The sequence below is a fragment of the Candidatus Villigracilis affinis genome (genome assembly GCF_016705895.1).
In the GTDB taxonomy this organism is placed as follows: Bacteria; Chloroflexota; Anaerolineae; order Anaerolineales; family Villigracilaceae; genus Villigracilis; species Villigracilis affinis.
The window spans coordinates 420,977-445,651 of record NZ_JADJKT010000036.1 but is presented as its reverse complement, the minus strand read 5'-3'; the positions used below and the strand labels follow the sequence as shown (position 1 = coordinate 445,651).

The following is a 24,675-nucleotide window of genomic DNA, read 5'->3' as shown; positions in this document are numbered from 1 at the left end:
TACTGAGAGTAAAATTGACTTTATCGGTATCGGGTAATTTGGGTAGAAACATACGTGACGATGCAAGATTTAGGGAGGGGAGAACCAGTGAGAAGACATTTGAGTTCATGGTCTTTTCCGTGATATTTGCATCTTTGCTCGCGGTGTTGACTGGATATGTTTTGCTTAGGTTGGGGTGAAAATTGGCCGAAGAATTCCATGTGTACTTATAGCCAAAGATCAAGTATAGAGACCCAGATAAGTAGAATAGCCGCACCGTCTATTAGGACTTTCGTCCGCTTTCCCCCTTTAAAAACCCCATTAAAATACCAGCCTGAAATCCGCGTCCATCTGCGGATAAAAAGACAAAGGAGCAATACAAATGGGCGTCATGATGCAAACTTTCTACTGGGATTGCCCCAGAGTGGATGGAAAAGAATTCCAGTGGTGGAACTATATCAACCGTGAGATTCCCTATCTTGCGAAGGCGGGTTTTACTTCGTTGTGGCTGCCGCCTGTCCACAAGGCCGCCAATTTGGGCGGACCTTCGATGGGCTACGACCCATACGATTTTTACGACCTCGGCGAATTCGACCAGAAGGGGAGCGTCCCCACCTGGTTTGGAACGCGCTCGGAGCTGAGTCAACTCATTGAAAGCGCACACAGGCACGGGTTAAGTGTGATCGCAGATATGGTCCTCAATCACAACAGCGGAGCAGATGCGCAGGAAGTCAATCCCATCACGGGGCATTCGCGCTGGACTTTATTTAATCCGAAGAGTGGAAAATTTCCGCGCAATTGGGAATCGTTCCACCCGAGCATGTACGAGTCGTGGGATGAAATGACCTTCGGCGATATGCCCGATCTTTCGCATCGAAATCCGTATGTGTATGCCGAATTGCTCAGCCTGGCGCGCTGGCTCATCGAAGAAGTTGGCTTCGATGGTTTTCGTTATGACTTTGTCAAAGGCTATGGCGCGAACACCATCACCGCCATTCAGGAATATCGCTATATGAAGAACGGCGCGTATCACAAACCCTATGGCGTGGCCGAATATTGGGACAATGCGGCCAACACGCTCAACTGGGTCAATGCGGCGAACTTTTCCAACGCGAACCCTGTGGATGCGTTTGATTTTCCACTGCGTGAATTGCTCAAAGGCCTGTGTGATTCGTATGGATTCAGCTTGAAGAATCTCGTCAACGGCGAATCCATTTTGAAGGCTCAGCCGCAAAGCACCGTGACCTTCGTTGAAAATCACGATCTGCGTGATGAAGGCCGTCCCATCACCAACGACAAACTGCTCGCCTATTCCTACATCCTCACCCATGAGGGCTATCCCTGCGTTTTTTGGAAGGATTACTTCAACTACAACCTTGCCCTGCGCGATACGCCCAACGGCATCGATGCGCTCGTCGGCGTGCATGAAAAATATGCGGGCGGAGATATCTCCACGCTTTATCTTTCGGATGATCTCTACATCATGCAGCGCGGCGGTTACGGAAATCAACCTGGATTGATCTACGTGCTTAATAATCATGGTGAACGATGGCAGGGAGAATGGGTCAATACGCGATGGACAAACGCATCTTTTCAACCCGTGGCCTGGTGGAGCAAAAACGACCTTTCCCGCCCTGTTGAACAATCCACAAGTTCCGATGGCCGTGGACAGTTTTTCGCCCCTCCGCGCGGATACGCAGTGTATGCCCTGAAATAAAAATATCCCGCGACGTCAACTTGCGGGATATTCTCTTTCTCTTTTTTTTCAAGCCTGCATCTGATTCGTATCGCTATTATAATCAGCCTGTCTAGAGCCAAATCAAAATCTTCTCGTAACAAAGGTGATTTCTGAAGATCACGCTGTTCAATTCAGGAGAAATCTATGACACCCAACTCCCATCCCGCCAAAACAAATCCGCTTCTTCGCGCCCTGTTAGGGCTGTTGTTGCTTCTTCCCGCGTGTGGATTATGCGTCTCAAATCTGTTCTTGCTGACTACCAATACCTTTCTCGGCAGCTTTCGTTCCTCCACCTTGCAAAGCGCGGGGGATTTTGTCGGCTTGTTGAATTATGAAAAATTATTCACCGATCAAAAATATCTCTCCTCGTTTGGAACCACATTCCTGCTCGTCTTTATCCACGGGTTGATCGCCGCCTTCCTTCCGCCTTTGCTGGCCATTGCCGTGAATGCCCTCGGAAAAAACCTGCAGTTTAGGCTTCGCATGTTGTTCACATTGCCGCTCGCCTTCTTTGGCCCCGCCCTCATCATGCTCGGACCCGCCTTTGCGCGCGGAATGTGGGACATGGGATCACCTGGCGGTACCTACCTGCTTCTTGATGGAGCGGCCATCCTTGCAGTCACCTCCGCGCTGGGATTGCTGGTCTATTCCATGGTTCTGCGTGGGCAAAAGGAATCGGAACAAGGTGGGAAGCTGTTTTCTGCACCGTTCATCGTCACCTGGTTAATCACGCAGTTGGCGACGATGGCCTTCACCCTTCAATCGTTCTCTGTATTTTCCAACATGCTGCCAGCCAGAGACAGCGTATCTCTCGGCAGTGCCGTTTTTCTGACCATGCGAAACGCTCAAAGCGGACTGACCTTTTCCCTTTCCTATCTAGTGTTCCTCCTTGTCGCTTTGCTGGGCATTGTTGCAACTGTGATCATAATCCTTGGCAGGGTACAGTTGAAGCACGAGCCTGATATCGAGCCCGCAGTCCAACCTACCCGAAGCGGACTCACCATCCCAGGTTGGATCGTGATCGTCCTTGGAGGCATCGCCGCTTTAATGGTCACGCTGGTTCCCATGATTCTAGGCGTTGTAAAAATGCTCACTTCCCCAAGCGGTTCTTCCAATATTGAACTTTCGACCCTTTTCCAGGTTTGGGTCAATTCGATTTTGCCTCCGTTGCTTGTGATCCTCTTTATTCAATTACCTGTTGCCTACCTCGGTGCGCTTGGAATCGGTGCGGTACAGCCGTTTGGAAAAGCGAGCCAATGGCTGCTTTTGCTTTTCAGCCCATGGTTGTTTGTCACCTCCCTGCCTGTTGCCTTTGCGGCTTTTATGAACTTGCGAAAAGCCGACCTTGTGGATTCATTCATCGCTTTGGCTCCTCCAATTTTGATCAGCGTACCGATGCTGTTTATCTTCACCCTCTTCTTTAGGGGAGTGGAGTCGAAATGGCGCGAAGCCCGTGCCAGCGGAATGTCCATGCTGAACGCGACCATGAAGCATTTGATCGTCCCCTCCCTGCCCATTGTTGTGCTCATGGTGACCTTCTCGCTTATTGCCGCAACCCAGGACCTGATCGTTCCATATTTGAATGGGATGAGCCTCGACCAATCCACCGCCACTACCATGATCCTTCGGTTGTATGGAACTGGCGTCTCAGCTCCGACGACTTCGATCATTACCCTGTTCGGATTCCCTGTGTTCCTCGGATTCCTGTCCGTTTTGGTGATCTTGCAGATCTTCTATCTTGACCGTCTCACACTTTCCCGCGAACCTGCCAGCGCGGATGTGAAAGCTGCGAATTCATGACCGACATCCACGAACAACTCCGCGCATTGCTGGATAAAGAAGGCGCAGTCTATCGCGTCCTTGAACACGAAGCCGAAGGCCGCACAGAAGTCATCACCCAGATCCGCGGCAACCGCATTGAGCAGGCCATCAAGTCCATGGTGGTGCAGGTGCGTATGAGCAAAAAGGAGAATCTGTATTACCTTGCCAACGTCCCTGGCGATTGCCGCGTGGACTTTGACGCCATTAAAGCGCACTTCAATGCAGCGGGCATCGGCATGGCTCCCCGCGAAAAAGCGGAAGCGCTCACGGGCTGCGTCATCGGCTCCATTCCCCCGTTCACCTTCAACGAAAAACTCGGCCTGCTTGCTGACCCGATGATCAAAGAGAACGATGAAGTTGTCTTCAACGCGGGCAGTTTGGAAAAATCAATTTTTATGAAAATGGAAGATTACTTCCGCATCGCCAATCCGCAAATCGTGTCCATCGCCCTGCGCGGATAAAACGATATTTGTTTAAAACCATTTGCCGCGGATTTCACGGAATTGACACGAATTTTAACCAATGAATAATTTCTGTATTCCGGCAAAAATATTTTTCTCCGTGTACGAAAAAACTTTTCCTACTTGCTTTCGCCGTCATCACCCACAGAACAACAATGATTCTGAAACAACTGCCAATCGTGCATTAGCTTGGTCAGTTCCTTCAAATAGACAGGAATATCATCCCCGCTCACCACGCGCTCATTGTCTTGATACGCAGGGCGTTCACCCCCCCCCCAGCACCAACTCACGGAACTCCGCTTCGATCGCATCCGCTGACGAACTTTTCTCTTCACGATACAGAATAATCATAGTTTGTAAATTATACTCAACCTGTCCATATTGATTTTCGTTCCGTCGTACAGTTCAACCAACTTTAGAGGTGATACATGAATAACTTTGACGAGAATTTGGATAAAGCTGTTGAAAGTTACGAAAAGAATTTCGACAAGGTCGCAAACACCGTAGACAAAGTAGCAACTGGTGTAAACCGCCTGAGAATTGGCTGTATCACGCTATTCGTAAATCTATTCTTCGCGGCATTTTGTTTGTGGGGAGCCTACGCCGCATCCGTCAGTTGGAAATTACAAACCGCAGGGGAAGTCACCACGGGCACAGTCACCCGCCTTGAAGAAAGCAAAACCAGCGAAGGCTATTGCTGCCTGTACACCCCCGTCGTGGAATTCCAAGCCAACGGCCAAACCTACTCCTTCGAGAACGGCAGCGCCTCTGACTCAGTGGACTACACAGTCGGCAGCGATGTCAATGTCCGCTACGACCCTGCAAACCCCAACACCGCACAAATTGATAATGTCATTGAGCGCTGGCTGTTCCCAGTTCTCATCATCCCATCCATGATCTTCGCCGCACTCATCACCAACTTTTTCTCTTTCCGCGCCTGGAGACGGGGCGATGATTCTTTATACGAATAGCAATCCAGACAAATGGCTTCCGTCATTTGTCTAAAAATCCAAACTTTAGAGGTGAAACATGCAATCTGCAGATCAAGCTTTTCCATCGAACACCAACAAAAAAAGTCCACGCAAATTAGGATGCGCCTTCATACTTCTGCCGATCAGCGCCATCATATTGGTTGCCGTCAGCATTTGGTACACATACACGAGCTACATGTTCTTCACCACAGGAATTGAAGTGCAAGGCACAGTTACCCGTTTGGAATCTTCAAGCTCCGATGGAAGCACAACCTACTCGCCCGTCTTCAGCTACACCTATGAAGGTCAACAATACGAATACGAAAGTGTCAATTCCTCCAACCCACCCGCCAACGAAGTAGGCGACGTTGAAACACTTCTCGTTGATCCGAACAAACCAAACAAGGCACGCCAAAACAGCTTTTGGGAACTCTGGCTCCTGCCCGCCATTCTCTGCCCTGTTTCCTTCGGCATGATCGTCCTGTCCATCGGCATCCCATTGCTCGTTCGTCGCATATAATTGACTGCATGGAATTAAACCTAAAAGACAAAGTTGCCATCGTCACAGGCGCAAGCCGCGGGATCGGAAACTCCATCTCGCAGATTTTATCTGCCGAAGGAGTGAAACTGACTCTCGCGGCTCGTTCGCCCCTCGAAGAGTTCAGCGCCTCTCTCCCCGCCGAAAGCCTGCCTCTGTCCATTGACCTTCGCCACGCTGATTCAGCGTCCCGCGTAGTGGACGCCACCCTCGAAAAATTTGGCAGGCTCGACATCCTCGTCAACAACGCAGGCGCCACCAAACGCGGTGACTTCCTCACCCTCACCGATGAAGAATGGGACGATGGATATGCCCTCAAATTCTTCGGAGCCATGCGTCTCTCCCGCGCTGCATGGCCGCACCTGATGAAAAGCAAAGGCAGCATCATCAACATCATCGGCATCGGCGGGCGGACAGGTTCCGCTGAATTCGCCATCGGCGGCACAGTCAACGCCGCGTTGATGAACCTCACCAAAGTCCTCGCAGACCGCGGCGTCAAAGACGGAGTACGCGTCAACGCCATCAACCCTGGCTCCATTGCCACCGAACGCCTGCAAACCCGCATCAACTCTTTCGCCAGTGAACACAATCTCAGCCATGAAGAAGCGACCCTGCAAATGGCAAAGAACTTCAACATCCCCCGCTTCGGCGAACCAGACGAAATCGCCAAAGCAGTGGCATTCCTCGCTTCTTCGCAAGCTTCCTACATCCAAGGCGCCATCCTCGATGTTGATGGCGGCGCAACAAGAACTCTTATAAATTTTGGGCAACCCCGCCCCCCCCCCCCCCCCCCCCCCCCCCCCCCCCCCCCCCCCCCCCCACGCCCCCCCCCCCCCCCCCCCCCCCCCCCCCCCCCCCCCCCCCCCCCCCCCCCCCCCCCCCCCCCCCCCCCCCCCCCCCCCCCCCCCCCCCCCCCCCCCGGCCCGGCCCCCCCCCCCCCCCCCCCCCCCCCCCCCCCCCCCCCCCCCCCCCCCCCCCCCCCCCCCCCCCCCCCGCGGGGCCCCCCCCCCCCCCCCCCGGCCCCCCCGGCGGGCAAACTCCCCCCCCCCCCCCCCCCCCCCCCCCCGGCCCCCCCCCCCCCCCCCCCCCCCCCCCCCCCCCCCCCCCCCCCCCCCCCCCCCCCCCCCCCCCCCCCCCCCCCCCGGGCCGGGCCAATGCCTGAATACACTCCCATCCACTTTTACGATGAGCACATTGACGTGATTTTCAATACGCCGCCTGTGCATGAGAAAACTCCGCCCTGCCCGAATGGGATGATTTGGAATGGCAAAACCTTCCACATCACCGAATCACTTTCTGAGTGGGTAGATTTTTCGCGGCGCGGGAAGATGGCTAATAACATGCGTCCCGAGCACGCGGCGGTTGCATCCACGCGCGGGTCGTTGAATGTGGGCAGATTCTATTTTCAAGTAAAAGTGGATTCAGGCCAGATCTTTGAAATTTATTACGACCGTGCCATGAAAGGCGTGGATAGACGCAAAGGGGAATGGTTCTTGTATCGGGAGTTGGCATAACCAATTGCGTCGCACCAAACTCGACGAGAAAATGCCTGTCGAGTAAGTAATTCTGATTAATGGAAATCTTCCACCCGTCTGGTGCGACGCACCCTTGCGCTACTCCTTCGTGATCAACCTCACCTGATTGTCATAGAAGAAATAATCCCACGCCCAGTTGAACATCACAAGAATTCTGTTGCGGAAGCCAACGATGCGGTAGATGTGCAGGAAGACCCAGATCACCCAGGCGATGAATCCGCTGAAGGAGATGCCGAAGATGCGCGCCACGGCGGCGTTGCGTCCAATGGTGGCGAGCAGGCCAGGGTCTTTGTAATGGAATGGCAGCGGTTCTTTGCCTTCGATCAGGCGGCGGATGTTCTTCGCGGCGGCTTTGCCTTGCTGAATGGCAACGGTCGAGAGCATGGGCAGGGGTTGACCATTTCCATTGACGAGGAAAGCGGCGTCGCCGATGACGAATGCGTCAGGAAACAGAGGCAGTTGCAGGCTTGGAGTGACGCGGACACGTCCCATGCTGGCTTGTTCCATGCCAAGCGAGTCAATGATCTCAGCCGCTTTCGCGCCAGCCGTCCAGATCAAGGTTTGCGTTTCGATGGTTGACCCATCCCCCAGCGTCACACGCTGACCGTTGAAATCCTGCATCTTTGTATTCAATTGAATATCCACATTTTTATTACGCAAAAGTTTGAAGGTGGCCTCGCGCAATTCATCGGGATAGGCAGCAATCAGGCTGGGGCCAGCCTCCAAAAGAATGACCTGCGCGTCTTTGAGATCCAACCGCGGGAAATCCTTTCGCATCACATGCGTGATGAGTTCGCTCAATGCCCCTGCTGTTTCCACACCTGTTGGCCCGCCACCCACGATGACAAAGGTGAGCTTGGCTTTGCGCTTTTCGGCATCGCCTTCGTGGCTGGCCTGCTCGAACATGGACAGCAAGTGGTTGCGCGTTTTCACCGCGGTATCAAGGTCTTTGAGCTGCAGGCCATGTTCTTCAAGCGTATCGAAACCAAAGAAATTTGTGCGCGCGCCTGCTGAGATGACCAGATAATCAAAGGCGATGACAGAGCCGTTGAGCCTGATGTATTTTTCGTTGAGGTCAACCTCTGTCACCTCGCCCATTTGGAAGGCGAGATTTTTTTGTTTGCGAAAGATGGTGCGGACAGGCTGGGCAATTTGCGAAGGCAGCAAGCCCGCAATGGCAACCTGATACAGCAAAGGTTGAAAGAGGTGATGATTGTTTTTGTCGATCAGCGTAATACGCACACGCGCTTTTGCAAGTCCACGCGCGGTTTCGAGTCCTGCGAATCCTGCGCCAATGATGACGATATGGGGGAGTAGAGTTGTGTTCATAGTGCCTCAGATCTAAAAAGTGATTTATTTCACAATTATTATAACCAAAACTGTCTTATTTGTAAATAATTTCACGATAGGAAGTTAGTACTGGATGGAACGCGGACTTGGTCCGTGTTCAATGTCTACCCAGATAGCAAATGAAATTCCCTGAGAGGCTTTGTCAGCACCTGCGAGCTTTCCCCCATGAAAATCGAAATACCAAAATTTCTGGAGGACAAAATGAAAAACATCTTTTCCATCATGCCTGACTTTCTGCGCAACCCTGATGAATTTTTCAGAAGCATTCAGCGTAACGAAGATGTCAACGCCAAAGCTTGGACATTAAGCCTGGTGGCGCTTTTTTCTTTCATGGTCTATGGCTTCATGGTAGGGCTTGCCAAGGAACCGTTACAAGCGGTTTCAGCAGCGGTCAAAGTTCCGATTCTATTTCTCTCCACCATGTTGTTTTGTTTGCCCGCGTTGTACTTCTTTTCGCTGGCATTGCTGGGGACGCCATTGAAATTTATGCAGGTTCTCGCCGTGGTGCTTTCAGGCATCAGTGTTACGGCATTTCTCCTGCTTGGTCTCGCGCCCATTACGTTGTTTTTCGTATTGACCTCCACCAATTACGAATTCTTTCAGTTGCTGGCTGTGGCGTTCGTTGGTATCAGCGCATGGATTGGTGTGTACTTTCTCTGGCGCGGCATGACCCTTGTCGAAACAACCCGTGATGATGCGATGAAGGTCATTGGCAAACGTATTTTGTTTTTGTGGATTCTGCTCTACGGTTTCGTTGGCACGCAAATGACCTGGCGGCTAAGTCCATTTATCGGCAAGCCCGAAGACCCGTTCTATTTCGTCCGCCCTTCCCGTGATAACTTTTACATGGATGTTGTCCATGCCCTCGAAGGCGCGTTTCAGATCCCCGTTGCACGAGCTGAGTGGGTGACCCCGGTGATCTTCGGCAGTTTGTGCGTTGTTTCGCTGGGATTCGTTTTCTTCGCTGGCGGAATGATGATGGGAAATATGACACGCCGCCCTGCTCCCAAAGTGGATACAATGCCTGTTTCAAGTGCGGATTGAAGTCTGCATTCTGAAAATAAAAAGCCCTCCCGCTTCTTTCTACGGGAGGGCTGATTCTGGTCTCGGTCATGATCCAAACTTTGAGATTTCCTGCTCCATTACTTCGGCAGGGAAATCCATGCCGTGAGCGGGATACACGCGTTTGATTCCCATCGGCAAAATTTTCTTCCAGCTTTGCACCACAAGGTTGATGTCATCTGCCAGCACAGGCAGACCTGGTGTGAGGCGCAGGTACCAATCGTTCATTGCCATGTCGCCCACGATCGCGTCGCCTGAATCGAGCAGGATGCTCGAATGCCCCATCGAGTGACCTGGCGTGTAAACCACTTTCCCTGGAATACCATACTCAGCCAGCGACATGCCGTTGTCATCCAAAACCATGTCCACTTTGATCTTTGGCAGATGCGGATGAAGCAGTGCCTTGGCTGATGCCGCCATCATTCGCCCATACGGAGTTGTGCCAGCAGGGAAGGGCGGTTCGCCTGTCTCGACCATGAACTGGTCCCGTCCATGAATAGCGACCTTCGCCCCAGTCATCTCGCGGATATCGCTCAGACAGGTGATGTGGTCCCAATGCCCGTGTGTGAGCAGGATCAAGTCAATGGACTTTGGGTCAACGCCAAGGTTCTTCATTTCGCGCACAAAAGCGGATGTGCCGCCCCATGCACCCGCGTCAACGAGAATTGTCCGCTCGCCGCGGAGCAGGAAGCTATTGCAAATTCCAACTGGGATGCGGTGAAAAGTAAAAGACATTATTTCTCGTACCCGTTCGGATGCGATGTGTGCCACTCCCATGCGCTGGAGAGGATTTCCTGCATGTTGGTGTGGGTGGGTTTCCAGCCGAGTTCGCTTATGATCTTCTTCGGTGAAGCGACCAATCGCGCCGAGTCACCTGGGCGGCGCGGAGATTCAATGGTCGGGATGGCGTGACCGGTTACTTGTCTTGCCGTATCGATCACCTCGCGGACGGAGAATCCGTTTCCGCTGCCGATGTTGTAGATCATCTTATCTTTGGATTCCAATGCACCCAAGGCAAGGATGTGCGCCGAAACCAGATCCGCGATGTGAATGTAGTCACGGATGCAGGTGCCATCGGGGGTGGGATAGTCCGTGCCGAAGATGGTGGCAGACTCAGCCTGCCCAAGTGCGATCTGCAACACGCGCGGAATGAGATGTGACTCGGGTTGGTGTGCTTCACCGCGCCCGGGTAACGCTCCGCAGGCGTTGAAGTAACGCAGCGCTGCGAAATGTAATCCGTGGATGCTGCGATACCATTCGAGCGCCTGTTCGGTCATCAACTTGGTGTGGCCGTAGACATTGGTCGGCCCGATGGGGGATTCTTCAGTCAACGGCTCTTCGCTGGATTGATAGACTGCGGCGGTGGAAGAGAACACAAGCTTTTTTACTCCAGCTTGAACGGCGGTTTCCATCAATTGCAAGGAGTTGGTGAAGTTGTTGCGAAAGAATTTGCCAGGATCCTTCATGCTTTCGCCTGCTTCGATGAATGCGGCAAAGTGCATGACAGCGTCAAATTTTTGGGAAAGGAGGGCTTCGGCAAGCGAATGGCTGTCATCCAATGAGGCGTGGATGAAATTTGCGCCTGCGGGAACTGCAGCGCGATGGCCTGTAATAAGCGAGTCATATACCGTGACGGAATGACCTGCCTGGATGAGGGCTTCGGCTGTGGCAGATCCAATGTAACCCGCGCCGCCTGTGATAAAGATTTTCATTGATGCTCCTGAATTCAATTTCAATAAAAGAATTATATCTTATTGTTCGGTCGGCTCTTTTTGCCATTGTTTGACATACCAAAGCATATATTCGTCCACATGCGCGCTCCAGTAGGTTTCGGTGTGGTCACCGGAATAGAGATGGAATTCGTGGATGTAACTGTTTTGGGTGAGGATTTCCTCGAACAGAAGGGCGCGTGAGAGTTCCATGTCGGCATCGCCGATGTCGATCCAAAGGCGTGGATGATTCTCTTCCGGTGTGGCCTTGATGATCATGTCCAAATAAGGTGCGTTGTCTTTGAAAATAGCGGGGGAGTGCAGGCCCATTGCCCCAAACAAGTCGGGGTGTTCGAAGCCGAGTTGTACCGCCCAGCCGCCGCCGCGTGAAAGTCCGCCGATGGAACGGTTGGCACGGTCTGTCAGGGTGCGGTAGTTTTCGTCCACGTATGGGATGAGAGCGTTGATGAAGCGGTCGCCGAAGCCTGAGCCTGCTTCCACATTCCAATAACGGTCATCGGGGAAGACAATGATGAATGGGGTTGCCCTTTCGCTTTGGATGAGTTGGTCAGCCACGTTTGGCACGCCCAGCCGCACCCATTGATCCTGGGTATAGGTCTGTCCGTGGAGCAGGTAAAGCACTGGAAAGCGGGCTTCGCTGTCATGGTCGTAACACGGGGGCAGGTAGATGATGAATTGTTGCGGAGGTTTTGTGGTTGAGACGACATCCTGTTTGAGGATGCCGGGGTTTGCAAGGCAGTTTTCCGGGGTGGGGGAGGCAGGAACTGGTAAAGAAGTCTCTGTGGCTGGAACTGTGGCTGTGAATGGAAGCACTGTTTGGGTGGGGATTATTTCATTTTTTGGCTGGCAGGCTGAAAGTCCGAAGAGAAGCGGGAGAATGGCAAAAAAAAGAGTTCCTTGACGGGTTATCATTCTTCGCATTATACTCGTCCAGTTCATTTGATCGGGGCGTGGCGCAGTCCGGCTAGCGCGCTTGCTTTGGGAGCAAGAGGCCGTAGGTTCGAATCCTATCGCCCCGACAAAACCTGCAGAGACACAGGGACACGGAGGTAACTTCTCTGTGACTTGTGTCTCTGTAAATTTAACCCGCGTGTGTTAAAATTACTCAAAAGGAACTTCCATGGCAAAAAAGATAGATGGTGTGATCGAAGCAGTTCGCTATAAAAACGGACAGATCGTGCTTGTGCGTGCCTATGAACGGCGCGGCGCGACATTTTCAGATCGTGTTTTGCTGGAACGCAAAACGCTTTTGGAACGATTGAAAAAGGGTCAGCAATATATTACCGGCTCGCGTGAGGAGTTGCTTGCCAGCACGTTCAAAAATGGCAAGTCTGTGTTGCTTGTGACCCAGGATGGACATGACCTGCTTGCCACGAATGCAAATGCCACCCGTGATGAGCTTGAGGATGCACCTCTTTTCTAAAAGTGGATTTCAATGAAGATCATTGATAAGACTCCGTTACAAGATGCCAGTGGAAATATCAACCCGATTGCCCGTGTTCAGGGAACACTGAAATATGGGCTGAGTTGGTTTGCCGAGCTGGAGGCCCAAAAGGCGGTGATCACCCAATTGGATCGCCTGCTCGAGAAGGGCTTTGTGCTGATCCGCAATTTCACATTGCCGAATAGTGAGATCGTGATCCCGATCATTTTGATCGGCGCGGGGGGAATCTGGGTCATTTATGTAACGAAGGAAAAGGGAAGTTTCGAAGCGAAGGGCGATCAGTGGAATACGCTCGATAACAATGGGCGTGCCCAGCCCGCCCCGATCAATTTCATCGGCCGTGTTGCGCAATTGACCACCGCTTTGCAGAAGTACCTGAAGATCCAAAAAATCGAACTGCCCAGCCCAATCGAAGCGGTGTTGATCGCTGCCGACCCCGGCGCGCAGATCGAATCTGTACGGCCGATTGCGCGCGTGGTGCGCAGCGATGCGATCAAGCAATTCGCAACCTCGCTTTTGCAGGCGCGTCCCGTCTGGCGTACCGATTTTATTCACGAACTTGCCGACCGCATCATCGACCCCACCCCACCCGCTGAATTGGAACCTGTCAAATCAGGTTCGCCTGAGTCTGGGCTGCGCTCGCAAGGCGGCTTTGATGAATCAGCGCAGGGATTTAACGCAAATGATCTCGGCTTTGATTTTGAAGACGGCACAGCACAACCTGCTTCACAGAATTCAAACATACCCAACCCGCAACAGCCTCTTCCAGCCTCGCGCTCAAAACCTGCGGCGCCGAAAAAGGGTCTGATGGGTTTGGGGAATACACAAATTGTTTTGCTGGCTGGTATGTTGATCGTGGAATGCTGTGTCCTGATCGGATTCGGCGTCCTTCTTTACACCAGCCTATAAATTACTTTGACAACTCCCTTTTTGTCCATCATCATCCCGGCTTATAACGAAGAGAGCCGCCTGCCTCGTACTCTGGAGCGGGTTTTTGTGTTCCTTAAAACACAACCCTTTTCCTCGGAGATCATTGTCGTGGAGAATGGAAGTTCCGACCGTACACTGGAAGTAGCGCACGAGTTTTCAGAACACCATCCCAACATGAATATCATCCGCGAAGAGAAGCGCGGCAAAGGAAATGCTGTGCGGCGCGGTATGTTGGAAGCGCGCGGCGAATATCGGTTTATCTGTGACGCCGATCTTTCCATGCCTATTGAAGAGGTTCAAAAATTCCTTCCGCCCGCGATCGAAGATTTCGATCTTGCGATCGGGTCACGCGAAGCGCCGGGAGCCATTCGCTACAACGAACCTTCCTACCGTCACTGGGGTGGACGCGCCATCAACCTGCTTATTCGCCTGTTGATCCTGCCTGGCTTGAACGATACCCAATGCGGCTTTAAATGTTTTCGCGCCGATGTGGTCGAAGATCTTTTTCCGCGTCAAACATTGATGGGCTGGTCCTTCGATATCGAACTCCTTTATCTTGCGCGTCGAAAACGACTGCGCATCAAGGAAATCCCCATCCATTGGTATTTCGATCCCGATAGCAAGGTAAGCGCCGTGCGCGATGCCCTGCGCATGATCGGCGACATTTTCCAAATTCACTTAAACTCGGCGCGCGGCCGCTATGATCTCAAGCCCTGACCTTTCTCATGAACAGGAATTATGGCCTGCCTATAAATACATTGCTGGATTGGATGAAGCCGGGCGCGGCGCACTCGCTGGACCGGTCTGCGTTGGTGCAGTGATCCTGCCCGATGACGACCCGCATCTGACTCAAACCTTGAGCGGGGTCCATGATTCCAAACAGTTGACTCCCCGTAAACGCCACCAACTTACACCGCGCATCAAAGAAACCGCCCTCACCTGGGGCATCGGCCTCGCCTCGGCTGATGAGATCGATGAACTGGGAATTGTCCCTGCCACACGGCTGGCCGCCAATCGCGCAATTGAAGCACTTTCCATCTTTCCTGAATTCCTATTAACCGATTTTCGTCTTGAACTCCCCGAACTGGGCGTTTCACAGGCCGCACTCGTCAAAGGCGACCAACGTTCCTTGAGCATCGCTGCCGCATCCATTCTCGCAAAGACCGCCCGCGATGACTTGATGCGCGAACTTGATTCCCAATATCCCAACTACAGGTTGGGGATTCACAAGGGATATGGAACCTTGTCCCATCGCAGGGCGATCATACAACTTGGCTTTTCCCCCATTCACCGCAAAACATTTCAATTAAAAAAATAAACTCCAAAATCACAAGATTTTGGAGTTTATTTTTTTTGTTTCAGATTATTTCAAGATGCCGCTTCCACCAGCCAATTTGCTTTCAGGCTTGCCTGACTTCCATGCATAATAGCCAAGCCCTGCGCCGCCCAACAGAGAGCAGGCCTCCGATAATGCCGAATATGGGGGATGTCCCTGAATCGGCTTGGTCGGCTGCGCCTGGATCCACCACTACATCTTTCCTTTGCACGCCGAATGGTACTTCGGCACGGTCGCCAGCATTGACATCCAGTGAATAGTTCAGGTCCACGGTGGGATTATAGTTATCTGGAATACCCACGGTGATGTTGTAATTGCCTTCGGGGACATCCAGAAAGCAAATGCCCTGATATACATCAGGATCGGCAGGGATAAATGTCTCTTGCGCTGCGGAATACTCGCCGTTATTTTCCGTCACACTGACCGCTCCCCCGGCAACGGCAGGTTCGGTTTCCTGGCGGAGTGCATCACCGTTGGTGTCTTCGAAGAGCAGGACGCATATTTCAGTTGTACCAGTGAACGGCGTGGGGGTGACCGTGGGAGGGAGAGGCGTGGGGGAGGGACCTGCTGTTGGTGTTCCCACGATCGAAACGATACTAATCAGTAATTCCTGTCCCTCGGTCAGGCTGCAATTTTCATCCAACTCTTTGTTCAACTGGCGGAGTTGTTCGATGGTAATCCCATGCAAAGCAGCCACACGGAAACAGTTATCGCCTGCTTTTACAATATAAAGGATACGACCATCGATAAGCGGAGTAGCAGTGGGGTCGGTTTGTTGCATGTTGGGGGCAGCATTTGCGGGCAGCCACAGTCCGAACAAAACCAAGCAGGTTAATGTGAATAAGATAAATAAGCGCTTTGGATTCATGCGCAAAATTATATCAGGCATTGTGTACCCGCGCTTCGGCTGTGAGAAGAAAAATCATCTGTCTCCACTTTTGTCGCAAAGCCTTCATCCTAAGCGGAGCGAAGCTCTGGAAAATCGTAGAGCCCATCGCTCAGGGTCAAGTCCACGCGCACTGGTCTCTTAATAAAAAACTTCGGAAGTCTTTGTAACTTCCGAAGTTTGAAAGTGAAAATTTTATTCGTCGCCGCCTGCGCTGCCGGGTTGTTCCACCCGCACCAGTTCACCGTGGTAGTTGATGATCACTTTGAAACCCATCATACCGAGATAGGCGCGCATATCTTCGGGGATGCCGGTCTGCATCAGCGTATCGAATTGTTTGTCGATATTCTTCAACTGCTGTTCGATGATCGCTTTGGAGAAAGGATCTTCCTGGCCGAGCATTTTGGCGGTCTGTTCCGAAAGGATGTCTTCACTGCCTTTCATCATTTCCGCCATTTGAGCGAGTACGGCGCGGTCGATCTGTTCAGCAGGGATGTGACGACGGAATCCCGCATCATCGACTACGTAGCAGGGTTCGCTCCCGATAAACGAACTTTCTGCGGGGTGCCCATCTTCATCTATGACGAGTCCGGCGAAAAGAGGCTGATTGGGCATGGGAGAATTAACCCTGCCTGCCTTCAACTGCGGCGAGGAGGATTCCTGCGGCAAGCCCCATGCGACGATCCAGCAGGCGGCCAATATCCATGCTGAAATCCAGGTTCAATTCGTAGGTGAAGGGATTGAAATTCTGTTTGAGGTCAGCCACGCGGTTCGTGCCGAGGGTGATATCGTAGTTTTGCGGGATGAGGTTGCTCAGGAAGCGGCGCAGCAAAGCCATACCCATGCTGTCTTCGAAGAGTTTGCCGATGACGTTGTCGCCCACATCGAGAATCTCCCACTCATCGCGCAAAATGGATGCGAGTCCTTTGCGGCGGAGTGCGCCGACCTTTTGACCGGTGGCGCTGTCAACGACATCGTAGGCGGCGGAGAAATCAATGATCTGACGGGCTTTGATCATCAACACTTCCTGTGTTTTGCTTTCATCCGAATATACGCGGATATCTTCGCGGATCTTGAACATTTTTTGCTCGCTGTACAACACCAGTCTGTTGCTCGGATCGAAGAAGCGGAATTTTCCAGCCAGCGCAAAGACCTGACGCTTGAGCAGATATTGATTGAATTGAAATGCGGGATTCATAATTAGCTCCTGATATTAACCAAAATAAAATTAAACGATTTGAACGCGGGTTCCTTCACCCGGCACGTGCAGGTAATCTTCGCTGGGGGCGAGGTTGGGTCGGCTCCAGCGATATACCCATTTTGCATCTTCTGAAGGCAGGTTTACGCAGCCATGGCTGCGCGGACGACCATAATCATTGTGCCAGTAGGTCCCGTGAAAAGCATTGCCATAGCCTGTAAAGAAGGTACACCACGGCACGCCGGGCAGATCATAGTAATTCTTGATTCCTTCCTCGTCCTGATTCGTCATATGGACGGATGGGCCTTTATGATAAGTGAGGAATTCACCCGTTGGGGTGCGTGTACCTTTTGATCCGCTGGAACAACGCGATTGGAATACCATGGTGCTTCCTTCAAAGGCGGTGACCATTTGCGCGCCGAGGTCTACGTGGATCAGTTTTTCGGATTCGGGCACATCCGGGGAAAGCAGGGTCAATTCTTCGTTGGGGATCAGGCGCAGGTTGTAATGCGGTACGTAGAAGGATTTCTTGATGTGGTTGTCGAAGATCTCGTACCAGATGCTTTTCTCTTCACGCGTCACGACGACTTTCTTCACCCAATGGGTGCTGCCATAATACAGGCGATATCCGTTCTTGGCATACGTAAATGGGATCAGACGGGTTTCGCTCATCGGTACAACGATCTCGCCGAGCTGGCCTTCTGCTGGGATCTCGTACACAGGCTTTTGGAGTCTGGTTTCCACGGGTTGCAGCCAGCCGGAGTAGGTGTAACCACCGTCCAATTGATACCAGGCTTTGTTAAAGGGATTGCCTTCATCGCCTTCCACTTCGGCTCTGAGTTCGACCACTTGATCGATGCCGTAAAGATGCAGTTCCTTTGCTTTGAATGACGGTGCATCGTAAAGCGGAACGCCGCTCCAGGTGATGCGTCCCTGCGAGGAGGGGGGAGCGGCCAAGGCACGGTCAATGCCCATTTCGGAGAGAGCAAGCGCGAGTGCGCCAGAAGCGGACAGTTTCAAAAAGTCGCGGCGGGAAAGGTTAAGTTTGTTCATCATTATTTTTTGCAGACGATTTTCCAGTCATATTCTTACAGGACGATTTCCACTTTGGTGCCCACGCCGCCGAAGGAAAATTCCTTGTTCATGGAAACCTGCGGTGCGGACCAGCGGTACAGCCACTTCGCGGTTGACATGGAGAGGTTGATACAGCCGTGCGAACGCGGGCGGCCGAAGTCATTGTGCCAGAAGGTGCCGTGGAACGAAATGCCCCCTTCGGTTATGTATTGCACCCAGGGAACGCCGGGCAGGTCGAAGCCGCTCGCGGCGATGTCGCCTGCGGCCATGTGGCGTGATGGACGTTTGTAGTAGGTGATGAATGCGCCCTGCGGAGTGGTGTAGGTGCCCACACGGAAGATGCCGCCCGTGGATACCGCTGCGACGAATATGGGCAGGTCGTTTTCATAGGCGACGAGCATTTGCTCATCCAATTGCACCTGGATCTTTTTTTTGTCTACATCAGGGGAGATGGGAGCGAGTTCGGCTTCGTTCATCGGGCGCATGTGTTCGGCGCGGGCGTAATACAGTTTGTCGAATTTATCGTCGCGGACCTGATACCAGACCTGACCATCTTCCGCAGTGACGACGGCCTTCGCCCAGTGGGTGGTTTCATAATACATGCGGTAAGCCACTTTGGAGGTTTTATCGGGCGCTTCGTAGGCGTCGGTGTAAGGCACGCTGATCTCGGTGAGTATACCGTCTTTGGGAAGGTTCAATTGCGGCGCGTTGAGCAGGGTGCGCACGGGTTGAATATTGCCCGAATAGACATAGCCTTCCTTGCCGATCTCGTACCATACGCGGTTGTGCGAGTTGACATCGTCGCTGATGACGGCATTGGTGATGTTGAGCAGTTTATCGCGGTGACAAAAGGTGACTTGTGTGGCTTCGGTGGATGGCTTGTCGTACATCCAGACCATGCGCGTGGTGACACGTCCCTGCACGGCGGCAAAGGGATCGTCAAAATGAAAATTGAGCGGAGGGGTCAACAAGCCAGCAAGACCCAATCCGCCCAGTTTTAGAAAATCACGTCGCGATATTTTGGATGACTTCATTTATTAATGATTGGGTGCGTCGCACCAAACGGGTGAGATTTTTCTCTTAATCAGTGAAATCTAACGGGTTGATTTATCTTATTGATTAAGGTGCGACGCACTCTATTTTTGAGGATCTAATAATGCACATTCACCACCGTCCCTACTGACGAGAAGTTATACAACCACTCGGCATCGGGGATGGTGAGGTTGACACAGCCGTGACTCATGGGCGTGCCGAAGTTGTTATGCCAATACGTGCCATGCAATCCATAGCTGCCGTAGAAATACATGATGTAGGGCACATCAGGCAGGTAATACCCAGGTCCAGACATTGCGGCGGAGCGCAGCTTGACCCAGACCTTGTATTTGCCTGTCACAGTGGGGGTTTGCCAGGTACCCGTGGAAACGACAAATGAATTCACCAGCGTATCGCCTGCATAGGCATAGACACGCTGCTGCGAAAGGTCAACATCGATCCAGTGTTCGCCGCCGTTATCTGTGCCGATCGAAACAGGGACATTCGCAACAGCGGTCGGGGCGGTGTATTCGGGCGTGGGGGTATCTGCAACGATCTCGGCCAGCACGGTTCCAGACTCGCTGCTTGTTTCGGGTTGAGCCGCTGCCTGTTCGGCAGGCGGAACATCTGTCGGCGCGGTGACGACCGCGGCTTCGGCGCTGGTGTTCTCTGCTGGGACGATTGCCACTTCAAGGGTGGGTTCAACGATCGGCGCAACGACTTGCGGCTGCGGTTCCTGCACCGTGTTTTCCACGGGCAGCGCTGGGAGTGTGGCGGTGGGCATCGCAACTTCAATCAACGGTTGCTGCACAACTGCGGAGGATGGCTTGGCAATACTTACCTGAGCAAAGGGCTGCCGCACAGGCTGGGCCGGCTGAACCGACGGCGCGCTATTTAGAATCGATGCAAGTACAGGCGAGTTGATCGCCGACCATGCCGCGAATGCAAAAACTGTGCAGCCCACCAGGACGAGGAGGATGGGAAGCAACAGACCGCGTTTCTTTTTTCCGCTTCCTGCGTTGACCTTGGCCTGCTTCTGTTTCTCCGGGCTGGGGCGGCCGTTTGAGTTGTTGGTTGGTAAGCGATTGTTCATGGGTCACCTTCAATAAATAAAACGATTCTCTCAAAAAAACATTGGGACAATGCGAGCGGAGTGACGAGTGATTTCCGAGAAACGCCATCCTTTGGCTTTTTCAGGATGGGACAATTGAATTATACGCCTTCGACGTGCGAAACGATTCGTTTTTTACCATTGAATATCCACTGGGGTGCCGACATCGGCCCAGTCGTAGAGCAGTTGAGATTCGTAGCTGCCGAGCACCACGCAGCCGTAGGAGATGGGAATGCCGAGATAGCCAGACCATAAGGTCGCGCCGTTCGAGAGGATCGGCAGGGCGTGGATTCCGTTTTCGAGGCTGCCCGCCCAGTAGATGCCGAGCCAGTTGGGCATCCAGATATCCCAGGTGGCGCCGTAGGCATTGGGAATTTTGTCGAGCACGCTGAACGAGCCGACGCGGGTGGCGTTGTTCATGCCTGTGGATGAGACAAAACTGTATACCAGCATGTCGCCTTCGTAGACGTACATGTGCTGTTCTGAGATGTCAACGAGGATGTATTTGTTCCCACCATATCCCGGTGCGGAAATTTCAATCGGTTGTGTAACAGGTGCGGGGTAGTCAATGACCGCTGCCTCCTCCACGATCTCGGCAATGACCATCGCTTCAGTCGTCGCTGTGGATTCGGCAGTCGGTGCGGATTCCAAAGTTAAAGTTGGGGAAGCAGTTGGCAGGTCGGTGGGCGCGGCGGTGGTGACGGTGTAAGTAGGCTTTGCGATCTGCGCGAAGGCAAAGGCTTGTGCGCGGACGGTTGGGGTGGGGGGCGTCGTCAGGCCGAGTGCGGGGGAGTTGGTTGCCGTCCATGCTGCGGCGAGGGCCACCAGAGCGATCAAGACGAAGATCGAAATGGGAATCAGCAAACTGCGTCGCGGGAGGGCGGGGGATTTTTTCATGGGAAAAAGGTGGGGATGGCGGTGGGCAGGACGCTTTCGTTGTTCATGAAGCAGAGAATGCCCTGGGTCACGCCTTCGGCGACCAGCGGCGTATCTTCCGTGAGGATTTCGCGGTCGAGGTTGAGGAAGCCTGTTTCAATGATGGCGGTGATGGTGTTGGGATCGATTTCGGAGAAGGCGTGATATTCGCGCATATCGCCAGTGATGCTGTTGGCGTGGAAGATCATGCCGGTGATGCGTTCGTAACGGTCCACGAGGCAGGCGTTCAGGCGTTGGGCGCGGTTGACATCGCGCGTTTCAAGTGAGGACGCCACTTTGAAGCCCGTCGCTTCATCGTTGACGTATTCGCATGAGTCGTTGTGAATGGAAACGAGCGCCACGGCGCGGTAGCCGTTGAGACGCGTATCGAATTCGTTGAGCAGATCCACCTGATAACCTTGCGCTTCGAGGCTTTTTTGCACAAGGGTGGCGATCTCAAAATTGACGTCGGCTTCTTTCAGATCCACCTCGCCGTTTTCGTCGTAGCAGACTGCGCCCGAGTCGTTGCCATTGTGACCTGCGACGATTCCGATCCTTAACTGGGGCTGGGGCGAAGTGATGACGGTGTTCTGCCCCGCCTGTGGAGTGAGGATGAGGTTGAGCTGGTCTTGCAAATTGCTGGCGAACAGGCTGTTGGGAGTCCATGCGGTGAAGAGGGTCGCCAGCAACACAGCGACTCCCAGTGTGGTGGCAAAGGCATTCACCGCGCGCGGCTTGCGGACGGCAGGCTTGGCCTGTGGAGCCTCGCGCACCTCTTGTTCGGGCGCGGGCGGTTTTGATTCAGTTTCAGGAATGGGCTGCGGGTTTGTAGATTCCATGTTCTATGGCGTAATCTTACCGCAAAAACGGGCAGTGAAAGAAAGGCTTGGCCTAAAATTTGTATGCGGGTTTGCTTGCTTTATGTTGCTGTAGAGGATTTGTCCATAGATCGCCGCCGGGCCGGCGTGAGCGGGGCCAAAAGAAGCGAAATGTTCAAAACTGAGAAGAAATACCCCAAAGAAATCATTCGGCATTGATCCAGATTCGGTTTGATTTTTGTTCAGAATCTCCTTGATTAAGCTTGCATGCAAAACATGCAGGCACTACTTTGGTTTGATAAACGTAGAAGGATCGAAACTATATGTAAGGATCTTCCCGCCAATGATTTCTCCCATGAGGGTGGTAATGTTTTCATCTTTTACATTGGCATAAAAGAAATGGTTGGCATCAACCCACTTTAGAAAGTATCCACCGATACGAATATGTGGGCCATCGATGCCAGCTAAATAGTAGGGGTTATAAGCGATGTATTTACTGTCTGGGCTCCATGGAGAGAGTTCCTCGGCTGTCCCCCTCAAACAACTGCGTGCTCCATTATCGAGATGCCCAAAGGCATCTGAAAATGCCACTCTGCCGTCCGCGAGACAATCCACTTCATCCGGAAACACCCTCCTGCCCCCTGCGAGATGCGGGGTCTAATGGTGTTTGAACTGATAGATTGTTGGCGACTGAATAATGCCAAATGCAGAAGGCGACATGTACAGGAAAGCCGATCCGCAAATTTGGGCGCTATCTGGGATCGCTATGATGAGTCCCGCTTGAATCGGGAAGCCAATTTTGATGGAAGAATGAATCTCGAAGGGGTGCTGGGTGTGTAGGGAGGATATTTTCACGGATGACATTGCCGTCCATGTCGTATATATCCATATGCCCTGGCCAATACCAGATCATTGCTCCCGTCAGGCGAAGGCGCTTGAAATTTCCTCATTATGGTTATTTTGCCTGGTCTGCCTAGGCGTATGAATTCCGGATTTCGCCCGTATCTGTGTCGGCGAAGATAAAGTCCATGGAGCAGGGGAACTCCACTCCGAACCGCAACGGGTCTTGAGAATTTGTGGTGAGGTAAAAGGTGGGTAAATATGTCTTGGTCTTTCCTAAGGGATCGCCATTCCTTTGAAATGAGGACCTGTTCCTGCTCCATCTGTGTTGATGGAGTAAAGTTGGTTCTTTATCATAATTCCCTTGAGAAAAATAGCTTTTACTAAAAACGATCTTATATCATCTGAAACTATTGCCAAATGAGATTTCTCGCCGACATGGGTTAATTTGACAGGCTGATTATTTCCATCTTGAAAATACAAATCGCCGTCTTTGATAAATGTTAGGACGTATCCATCCCATGAGAACTTTGGCAGTACGGCTGGCAGGGGAGTTTGCATCGGTGTAACGGTTATGGGTGGCAAATCTGGCAAATTTGGAAAGGCAATGAATGGCGGCGGCGTAAACGTCGGTGGCGGGGCAAGGGTTGATGGACCTGTTGATGTTTCTATCGCCTGCGGGTTGACAGTCACATTGGGCGCGCAACTGACCAGTATGCAGGTCAACAACGCCGCAAATAGCGTTTTTTTCATGAAGTCCTCCTTTTTTGTTTGTTCGGGGTGGTGCATCGCTTCAATTATCCCCACAAGAATTTCAACCCAAATTATACAGGGTCCGCTTTTGGCGGAAGTGTCAAGCGTCACGCCTTCCGCCCTGCCTCCCACTCCCGCACGCGGACAAAAAGTTCCCCCAGCGGATTCAAACTCGAAACAGGCACAGCGAGGTTTTTTGTTTTGGTGCGGTCATATTGAAACACGCGCGAATTCGGCGCGATCAACTTTGCGCGGCGGCGGAATTCTTCACGGGTGATCCAGCCCGTCAGCGTGATGTCCATGCCGTAGAGCCACAGGTTGCCCCACTCCAACGGCGCGATGACATGCGCCTCTTTGAAAGCTGGGCTGTGAATCCCGATCCGCGCTGAAGGGATGTTTCTGACATGGATCGCCATGACCGAATAAAACGGAGCATCCACAGTCACACGCACTTTGGGCGGCAGACTGAGAACCCGCGTCACAAACCCTCGACCTTCGTCCTGTCCGCTGATCTCGACGATCAATTCCTCGTCTGATTCAGATTTCAAGGCCAACGGCGCAAGCGGAGTCCATTGATACGGCCGCCGCCATGCTTCGGGCATGAGGTGAATCAAATAGCGCGGCTGATTCGTTTCGATCACCTTTTTCAAGTCATCTTGCGAGGCGGCGATCAAGCCTGAGAGAAAAGCGAACAGATACAGGTCATTGTCCGCGTGCCCATCGTTGACGTGATGATCCGAAGGCACCAGCGCGGGCGCATTTAGAATCAGCGACGAATCGCTCCGCATTTGCGCGATCTGGTCGCGATGTGAAATGAAAAACGATTGAACGTCACAGCGCCGTCCGCCCAGCGAAACATCATATTGATCGGGGTTGGTAAATGGATTGGCGCTGGCGATCTCGAACGGAATTCCCTGCTGCGAAAGATAGCGCCGAAACGCCAATTCCACTGCCGCGCCTGCCACCGTGCGGCGGAGTTGATCGTACGGCTTGCCATTGGCGTGATCGAAACGATTGGGCAGAGTCCGCAGCGCATACGCAATTCCGCCTTCGGTGAGATCGGGCGTGTATGGGAGGTGGATGAGGTCAGCGGGGGAGAGCATGGGGGAAAGGATGAATGATGAAGGATGATGATGAGGATGAAAAAATAAAA

At 52.7% G+C, this 24,675-nt stretch carries 26 protein-coding genes, 1 tRNA gene and 1 pseudogene; 13 read left to right on the top strand and 15 right to left on the bottom strand.

Translation table 11 applies throughout. The features are described from left to right. Nucleotides 1-361 precede the first annotated feature (361 nt). From IPI86_RS17295 to IPI86_RS17265, 7 genes and pseudogenes are all read left to right on the top strand, one after another. A complete protein-coding gene (locus IPI86_RS17295) occupies nucleotides 362-1,696 on the top strand; it encodes an alpha-amylase domain-containing protein (protein ID WP_345299256.1) in 1,335 nt (444 codons plus the stop codon). A 165-nt stretch (nucleotides 1,697-1,861) separates the two neighbouring features. Further along, a complete protein-coding gene (locus tag IPI86_RS17290; RefSeq protein ID WP_345299255.1) occupies nucleotides 1,862-3,517 on the top strand; it encodes a hypothetical protein in 1,656 nt (551 codons plus the stop codon). Further along, nucleotides 3,514-3,999 (top strand): YbaK/EbsC family protein, encoded by a 486-nt coding sequence (locus IPI86_RS17285; RefSeq protein ID WP_345299254.1) that lies wholly within the window; start codon nucleotides 3,514-3,516, stop codon nucleotides 3,997-3,999. Before IPI86_RS17290 ends, IPI86_RS17285 begins: the two co-directional genes overlap by 4 nt. 428 nt (nucleotides 4,000-4,427) lie before the next feature. Further along, on the top strand, nucleotides 4,428-4,970 hold the full coding sequence (locus IPI86_RS17280) for a DUF3592 domain-containing protein (RefSeq protein WP_345299253.1): 543 nt from the start codon (nucleotides 4,428-4,430) through the stop codon (nucleotides 4,968-4,970). Between the two features lie 58 nt (nucleotides 4,971-5,028). After that, on the top strand, nucleotides 5,029-5,490 hold the full coding sequence (locus tag IPI86_RS17275) for a DUF3592 domain-containing protein (RefSeq protein WP_345299252.1): 462 nt from the start codon (nucleotides 5,029-5,031) through the stop codon (nucleotides 5,488-5,490). Nucleotides 5,491-5,498: 8 nt separating this feature from the next. Continuing rightward, a pseudogene (locus IPI86_RS17270) lies at nucleotides 5,499-6,194 on the top strand (SDR family NAD(P)-dependent oxidoreductase); the annotation flags it as partial. A 468-nt stretch (nucleotides 6,195-6,662) separates the two neighbouring features. Beyond that, nucleotides 6,663-7,022: a DUF6504 family protein gene (locus tag IPI86_RS17265; protein WP_345299552.1), complete on the top strand. Its 360-nt coding sequence runs from the start codon at nucleotides 6,663-6,665 to the stop codon at nucleotides 7,020-7,022. A 99-nt stretch (nucleotides 7,023-7,121) separates the two neighbouring features. On the opposite strand, the gene IPI86_RS17260 is transcribed toward IPI86_RS17265, so the two are convergent. Next, the gene (locus IPI86_RS17260) at nucleotides 7,122-8,372 is read right to left on the bottom strand and encodes an NAD(P)/FAD-dependent oxidoreductase (RefSeq protein WP_345299251.1); all 1,251 of its coding nucleotides are present in this window, start codon (nucleotides 8,370-8,372) and stop codon (nucleotides 7,122-7,124) included. 222 nt (nucleotides 8,373-8,594) lie between these two features. Between IPI86_RS17260 and IPI86_RS17255 the strand changes: the two genes are divergently transcribed. Beyond that, nucleotides 8,595-9,437 carry a hypothetical protein gene (locus IPI86_RS17255; RefSeq protein ID WP_345299250.1) on the top strand — a complete coding sequence of 281 codons (843 nt, stop codon included), beginning with the start codon at nucleotides 8,595-8,597 and terminating at the stop codon, nucleotides 9,435-9,437. Nucleotides 9,438-9,503: 66 nt separating this feature from the next. On the opposite strand, the gene IPI86_RS17250 is transcribed toward IPI86_RS17255, so the two are convergent. The 3 genes from IPI86_RS17250 to IPI86_RS17240 are packed head-to-tail and all read right to left on the bottom strand — an operon-like array spanning nucleotide 9,504 to nucleotide 12,097. Further along, nucleotides 9,504-10,190 (bottom strand): MBL fold metallo-hydrolase, encoded by a 687-nt coding sequence (locus tag IPI86_RS17250; RefSeq protein WP_345299249.1) that lies wholly within the window; start codon nucleotides 10,188-10,190, stop codon nucleotides 9,504-9,506. Beyond that, nucleotides 10,190-11,167, bottom strand: a complete 978-nt coding sequence (gene galE, locus IPI86_RS17245) for a UDP-glucose 4-epimerase GalE (RefSeq protein ID WP_345299248.1) — start codon at nucleotides 11,165-11,167, stop codon at nucleotides 10,190-10,192. Before galE ends, IPI86_RS17250 begins: the two co-directional genes overlap by 1 nt. 39 nt (nucleotides 11,168-11,206) lie before the next feature. Beyond that, on the bottom strand, nucleotides 11,207-12,097 hold the full coding sequence (locus IPI86_RS17240) for an alpha/beta hydrolase-fold protein (protein ID WP_345299247.1): 891 nt from the start codon (nucleotides 12,095-12,097) through the stop codon (nucleotides 11,207-11,209). 32 nt (nucleotides 12,098-12,129) lie between these two features. Between IPI86_RS17240 and IPI86_RS17235 the strand changes: the two genes are divergently transcribed. The 5 genes from IPI86_RS17235 to IPI86_RS17215 all read left to right on the top strand — a co-directional run bounded on the left by IPI86_RS17235 (nucleotide 12,130) and on the right by IPI86_RS17215 (nucleotide 14,877). Then, nucleotides 12,130-12,204, top strand: a tRNA-Pro gene (locus tag IPI86_RS17235). Nucleotides 12,205-12,305: 101 nt separating this feature from the next. Continuing rightward, nucleotides 12,306-12,608: a hypothetical protein gene (locus IPI86_RS17230; protein WP_345299246.1), complete on the top strand. Its 303-nt coding sequence runs from the start codon at nucleotides 12,306-12,308 to the stop codon at nucleotides 12,606-12,608. A gap of 12 nt (nucleotides 12,609-12,620) precedes the next feature. After that, on the top strand, nucleotides 12,621-13,538 hold the full coding sequence (locus tag IPI86_RS17225; RefSeq protein ID WP_345299245.1) for an NERD domain-containing protein: 918 nt from the start codon (nucleotides 12,621-12,623) through the stop codon (nucleotides 13,536-13,538). 6 nt (nucleotides 13,539-13,544) lie between these two features. Continuing rightward, complete coding sequence (locus IPI86_RS17220) at nucleotides 13,545-14,276, top strand: dolichyl-phosphate beta-glucosyltransferase (protein WP_345299244.1); 732 nt, start codon at nucleotides 13,545-13,547, stop codon at nucleotides 14,274-14,276. Then, nucleotides 14,260-14,877 carry a ribonuclease HII gene (locus IPI86_RS17215; protein ID WP_345299243.1) on the top strand — a complete coding sequence of 206 codons (618 nt, stop codon included), beginning with the start codon at nucleotides 14,260-14,262 and terminating at the stop codon, nucleotides 14,875-14,877. Before IPI86_RS17220 ends, IPI86_RS17215 begins: the two co-directional genes overlap by 17 nt. An 82-nt stretch (nucleotides 14,878-14,959) precedes the next feature. Here IPI86_RS17215 and IPI86_RS17210 read toward each other — a convergent pair whose 3' ends face one another. The 11 genes from IPI86_RS17210 to IPI86_RS17160 all read right to left on the bottom strand — a co-directional run bounded on the left by IPI86_RS17210 (nucleotide 14,960) and on the right by IPI86_RS17160 (nucleotide 24,625). Beyond that, nucleotides 14,960-15,784 (bottom strand): LysM domain-containing protein, encoded by an 825-nt coding sequence (locus tag IPI86_RS17210; protein ID WP_345299242.1) that lies wholly within the window; start codon nucleotides 15,782-15,784, stop codon nucleotides 14,960-14,962. A gap of 192 nt (nucleotides 15,785-15,976) precedes the next feature. Then, entirely contained in the window at nucleotides 15,977-16,396 is a 420-nt protein-coding gene (locus IPI86_RS17205; RefSeq protein WP_345299241.1) for a hypothetical protein, read from the bottom strand. Nucleotides 16,397-16,403: 7 nt separating this feature from the next. After that, nucleotides 16,404-16,979 (bottom strand): hypothetical protein, encoded by a 576-nt coding sequence (locus IPI86_RS17200; protein WP_345299240.1) that lies wholly within the window; start codon nucleotides 16,977-16,979, stop codon nucleotides 16,404-16,406. A gap of 30 nt (nucleotides 16,980-17,009) precedes the next feature. After that, nucleotides 17,010-18,035 carry a L,D-transpeptidase family protein gene (locus IPI86_RS17195; RefSeq protein ID WP_345299239.1) on the bottom strand — a complete coding sequence of 342 codons (1,026 nt, stop codon included), beginning with the start codon at nucleotides 18,033-18,035 and terminating at the stop codon, nucleotides 17,010-17,012. Nucleotides 18,036-18,067: 32 nt separating this feature from the next. Then, a complete protein-coding gene (locus tag IPI86_RS17190; protein WP_345299238.1) occupies nucleotides 18,068-19,087 on the bottom strand; it encodes a L,D-transpeptidase in 1,020 nt (339 codons plus the stop codon). A gap of 116 nt (nucleotides 19,088-19,203) precedes the next feature. Continuing rightward, complete coding sequence (locus tag IPI86_RS17185) at nucleotides 19,204-20,178, bottom strand: L,D-transpeptidase family protein (protein ID WP_345299237.1); 975 nt, start codon at nucleotides 20,176-20,178, stop codon at nucleotides 19,204-19,206. A gap of 153 nt (nucleotides 20,179-20,331) precedes the next feature. Next, entirely contained in the window at nucleotides 20,332-21,093 is a 762-nt protein-coding gene (locus IPI86_RS17180) for a L,D-transpeptidase (protein WP_345299236.1), read from the bottom strand. Then, the gene (locus tag IPI86_RS17175; RefSeq protein ID WP_345299235.1) at nucleotides 21,090-21,950 is read right to left on the bottom strand and encodes an N-acetylmuramoyl-L-alanine amidase; all 861 of its coding nucleotides are present in this window, start codon (nucleotides 21,948-21,950) and stop codon (nucleotides 21,090-21,092) included. Before IPI86_RS17175 ends, IPI86_RS17180 begins: the two co-directional genes overlap by 4 nt. 264 nt (nucleotides 21,951-22,214) lie before the next feature. After that, complete coding sequence (locus IPI86_RS17170) at nucleotides 22,215-22,520, bottom strand: hypothetical protein (protein ID WP_345299234.1); 306 nt, start codon at nucleotides 22,518-22,520, stop codon at nucleotides 22,215-22,217. 525 nt (nucleotides 22,521-23,045) lie between these two features. Next, entirely contained in the window at nucleotides 23,046-23,522 is a 477-nt protein-coding gene (locus tag IPI86_RS17165) for a hypothetical protein (RefSeq protein WP_345299233.1), read from the bottom strand. 107 nt (nucleotides 23,523-23,629) lie between these two features. Further along, on the bottom strand, nucleotides 23,630-24,625 hold the full coding sequence (locus IPI86_RS17160) for a hypothetical protein (protein ID WP_345299232.1): 996 nt from the start codon (nucleotides 24,623-24,625) through the stop codon (nucleotides 23,630-23,632). Between the last annotated feature and the right edge of the window lie 50 nt (nucleotides 24,626-24,675).

What these genes read in the sequence shown, in the direction of transcription:
- IPI86_RS17295 (WP_345299256.1), top strand. Translation starts at nt 362, where the DNA reads ATGGGCGTCATGATGCAAACTTTCTACTGGGATTGCCCCAGAGTGGAT.
- IPI86_RS17290 (WP_345299255.1), top strand. Translation starts at nt 1,862, where the DNA reads ATGACACCCAACTCCCATCCCGCCAAAACAAATCCGCTTCTTCGCGCC.
- IPI86_RS17285 (WP_345299254.1), top strand. Translation starts at nt 3,514, where the DNA reads ATGACCGACATCCACGAACAACTCCGCGCATTGCTGGATAAAGAAGGC.
- IPI86_RS17280 (WP_345299253.1), top strand. Translation starts at nt 4,428, where the DNA reads ATGAATAACTTTGACGAGAATTTGGATAAAGCTGTTGAAAGTTACGAA.
- IPI86_RS17275 (WP_345299252.1), top strand. Translation starts at nt 5,029, where the DNA reads ATGCAATCTGCAGATCAAGCTTTTCCATCGAACACCAACAAAAAAAGT.
- IPI86_RS17265 (WP_345299552.1), top strand. Translation starts at nt 6,663, where the DNA reads ATGCCTGAATACACTCCCATCCACTTTTACGATGAGCACATTGACGTG.
- IPI86_RS17260 (WP_345299251.1), bottom strand. Translation starts at nt 8,372, where the DNA reads ATGAACACAACTCTACTCCCCCATATCGTCATCATTGGCGCAGGATTC.
- IPI86_RS17255 (WP_345299250.1), top strand. Translation starts at nt 8,595, where the DNA reads ATGAAAAACATCTTTTCCATCATGCCTGACTTTCTGCGCAACCCTGAT.
- IPI86_RS17250 (WP_345299249.1), bottom strand. Translation starts at nt 10,190, where the DNA reads ATGTCTTTTACTTTTCACCGCATCCCAGTTGGAATTTGCAATAGCTTC.
- galE (WP_345299248.1), bottom strand. Translation starts at nt 11,167, where the DNA reads ATGAAAATCTTTATCACAGGCGGCGCGGGTTACATTGGATCTGCCACA.
- IPI86_RS17240 (WP_345299247.1), bottom strand. Translation starts at nt 12,097, where the DNA reads ATGATAACCCGTCAAGGAACTCTTTTTTTTGCCATTCTCCCGCTTCTC.
- IPI86_RS17230 (WP_345299246.1), top strand. Translation starts at nt 12,306, where the DNA reads ATGGCAAAAAAGATAGATGGTGTGATCGAAGCAGTTCGCTATAAAAAC.
- IPI86_RS17225 (WP_345299245.1), top strand. Translation starts at nt 12,621, where the DNA reads ATGAAGATCATTGATAAGACTCCGTTACAAGATGCCAGTGGAAATATC.
- IPI86_RS17215 (WP_345299243.1), top strand. Translation starts at nt 14,260, where the DNA reads ATGATCTCAAGCCCTGACCTTTCTCATGAACAGGAATTATGGCCTGCC.
- IPI86_RS17210 (WP_345299242.1), bottom strand. Translation starts at nt 15,784, where the DNA reads ATGCCTGATATAATTTTGCGCATGAATCCAAAGCGCTTATTTATCTTA.
- IPI86_RS17205 (WP_345299241.1), bottom strand. Translation starts at nt 16,396, where the DNA reads ATGCCCAATCAGCCTCTTTTCGCCGGACTCGTCATAGATGAAGATGGG.
- IPI86_RS17200 (WP_345299240.1), bottom strand. Translation starts at nt 16,979, where the DNA reads ATGAATCCCGCATTTCAATTCAATCAATATCTGCTCAAGCGTCAGGTC.
- IPI86_RS17195 (WP_345299239.1), bottom strand. Translation starts at nt 18,035, where the DNA reads ATGATGAACAAACTTAACCTTTCCCGCCGCGACTTTTTGAAACTGTCC.
- IPI86_RS17190 (WP_345299238.1), bottom strand. Translation starts at nt 19,087, where the DNA reads ATGAAGTCATCCAAAATATCGCGACGTGATTTTCTAAAACTGGGCGGA.
- IPI86_RS17185 (WP_345299237.1), bottom strand. Translation starts at nt 20,178, where the DNA reads ATGAACAATCGCTTACCAACCAACAACTCAAACGGCCGCCCCAGCCCG.
- IPI86_RS17180 (WP_345299236.1), bottom strand. Translation starts at nt 21,093, where the DNA reads ATGAAAAAATCCCCCGCCCTCCCGCGACGCAGTTTGCTGATTCCCATT.
- IPI86_RS17175 (WP_345299235.1), bottom strand. Translation starts at nt 21,950, where the DNA reads ATGGAATCTACAAACCCGCAGCCCATTCCTGAAACTGAATCAAAACCG.
- IPI86_RS17165 (WP_345299233.1), bottom strand. Translation starts at nt 23,522, where the DNA reads ATGAAAAAAACGCTATTTGCGGCGTTGTTGACCTGCATACTGGTCAGT.
- IPI86_RS17160 (WP_345299232.1), bottom strand. Translation starts at nt 24,625, where the DNA reads ATGCTCTCCCCCGCTGACCTCATCCACCTCCCATACACGCCCGATCTC.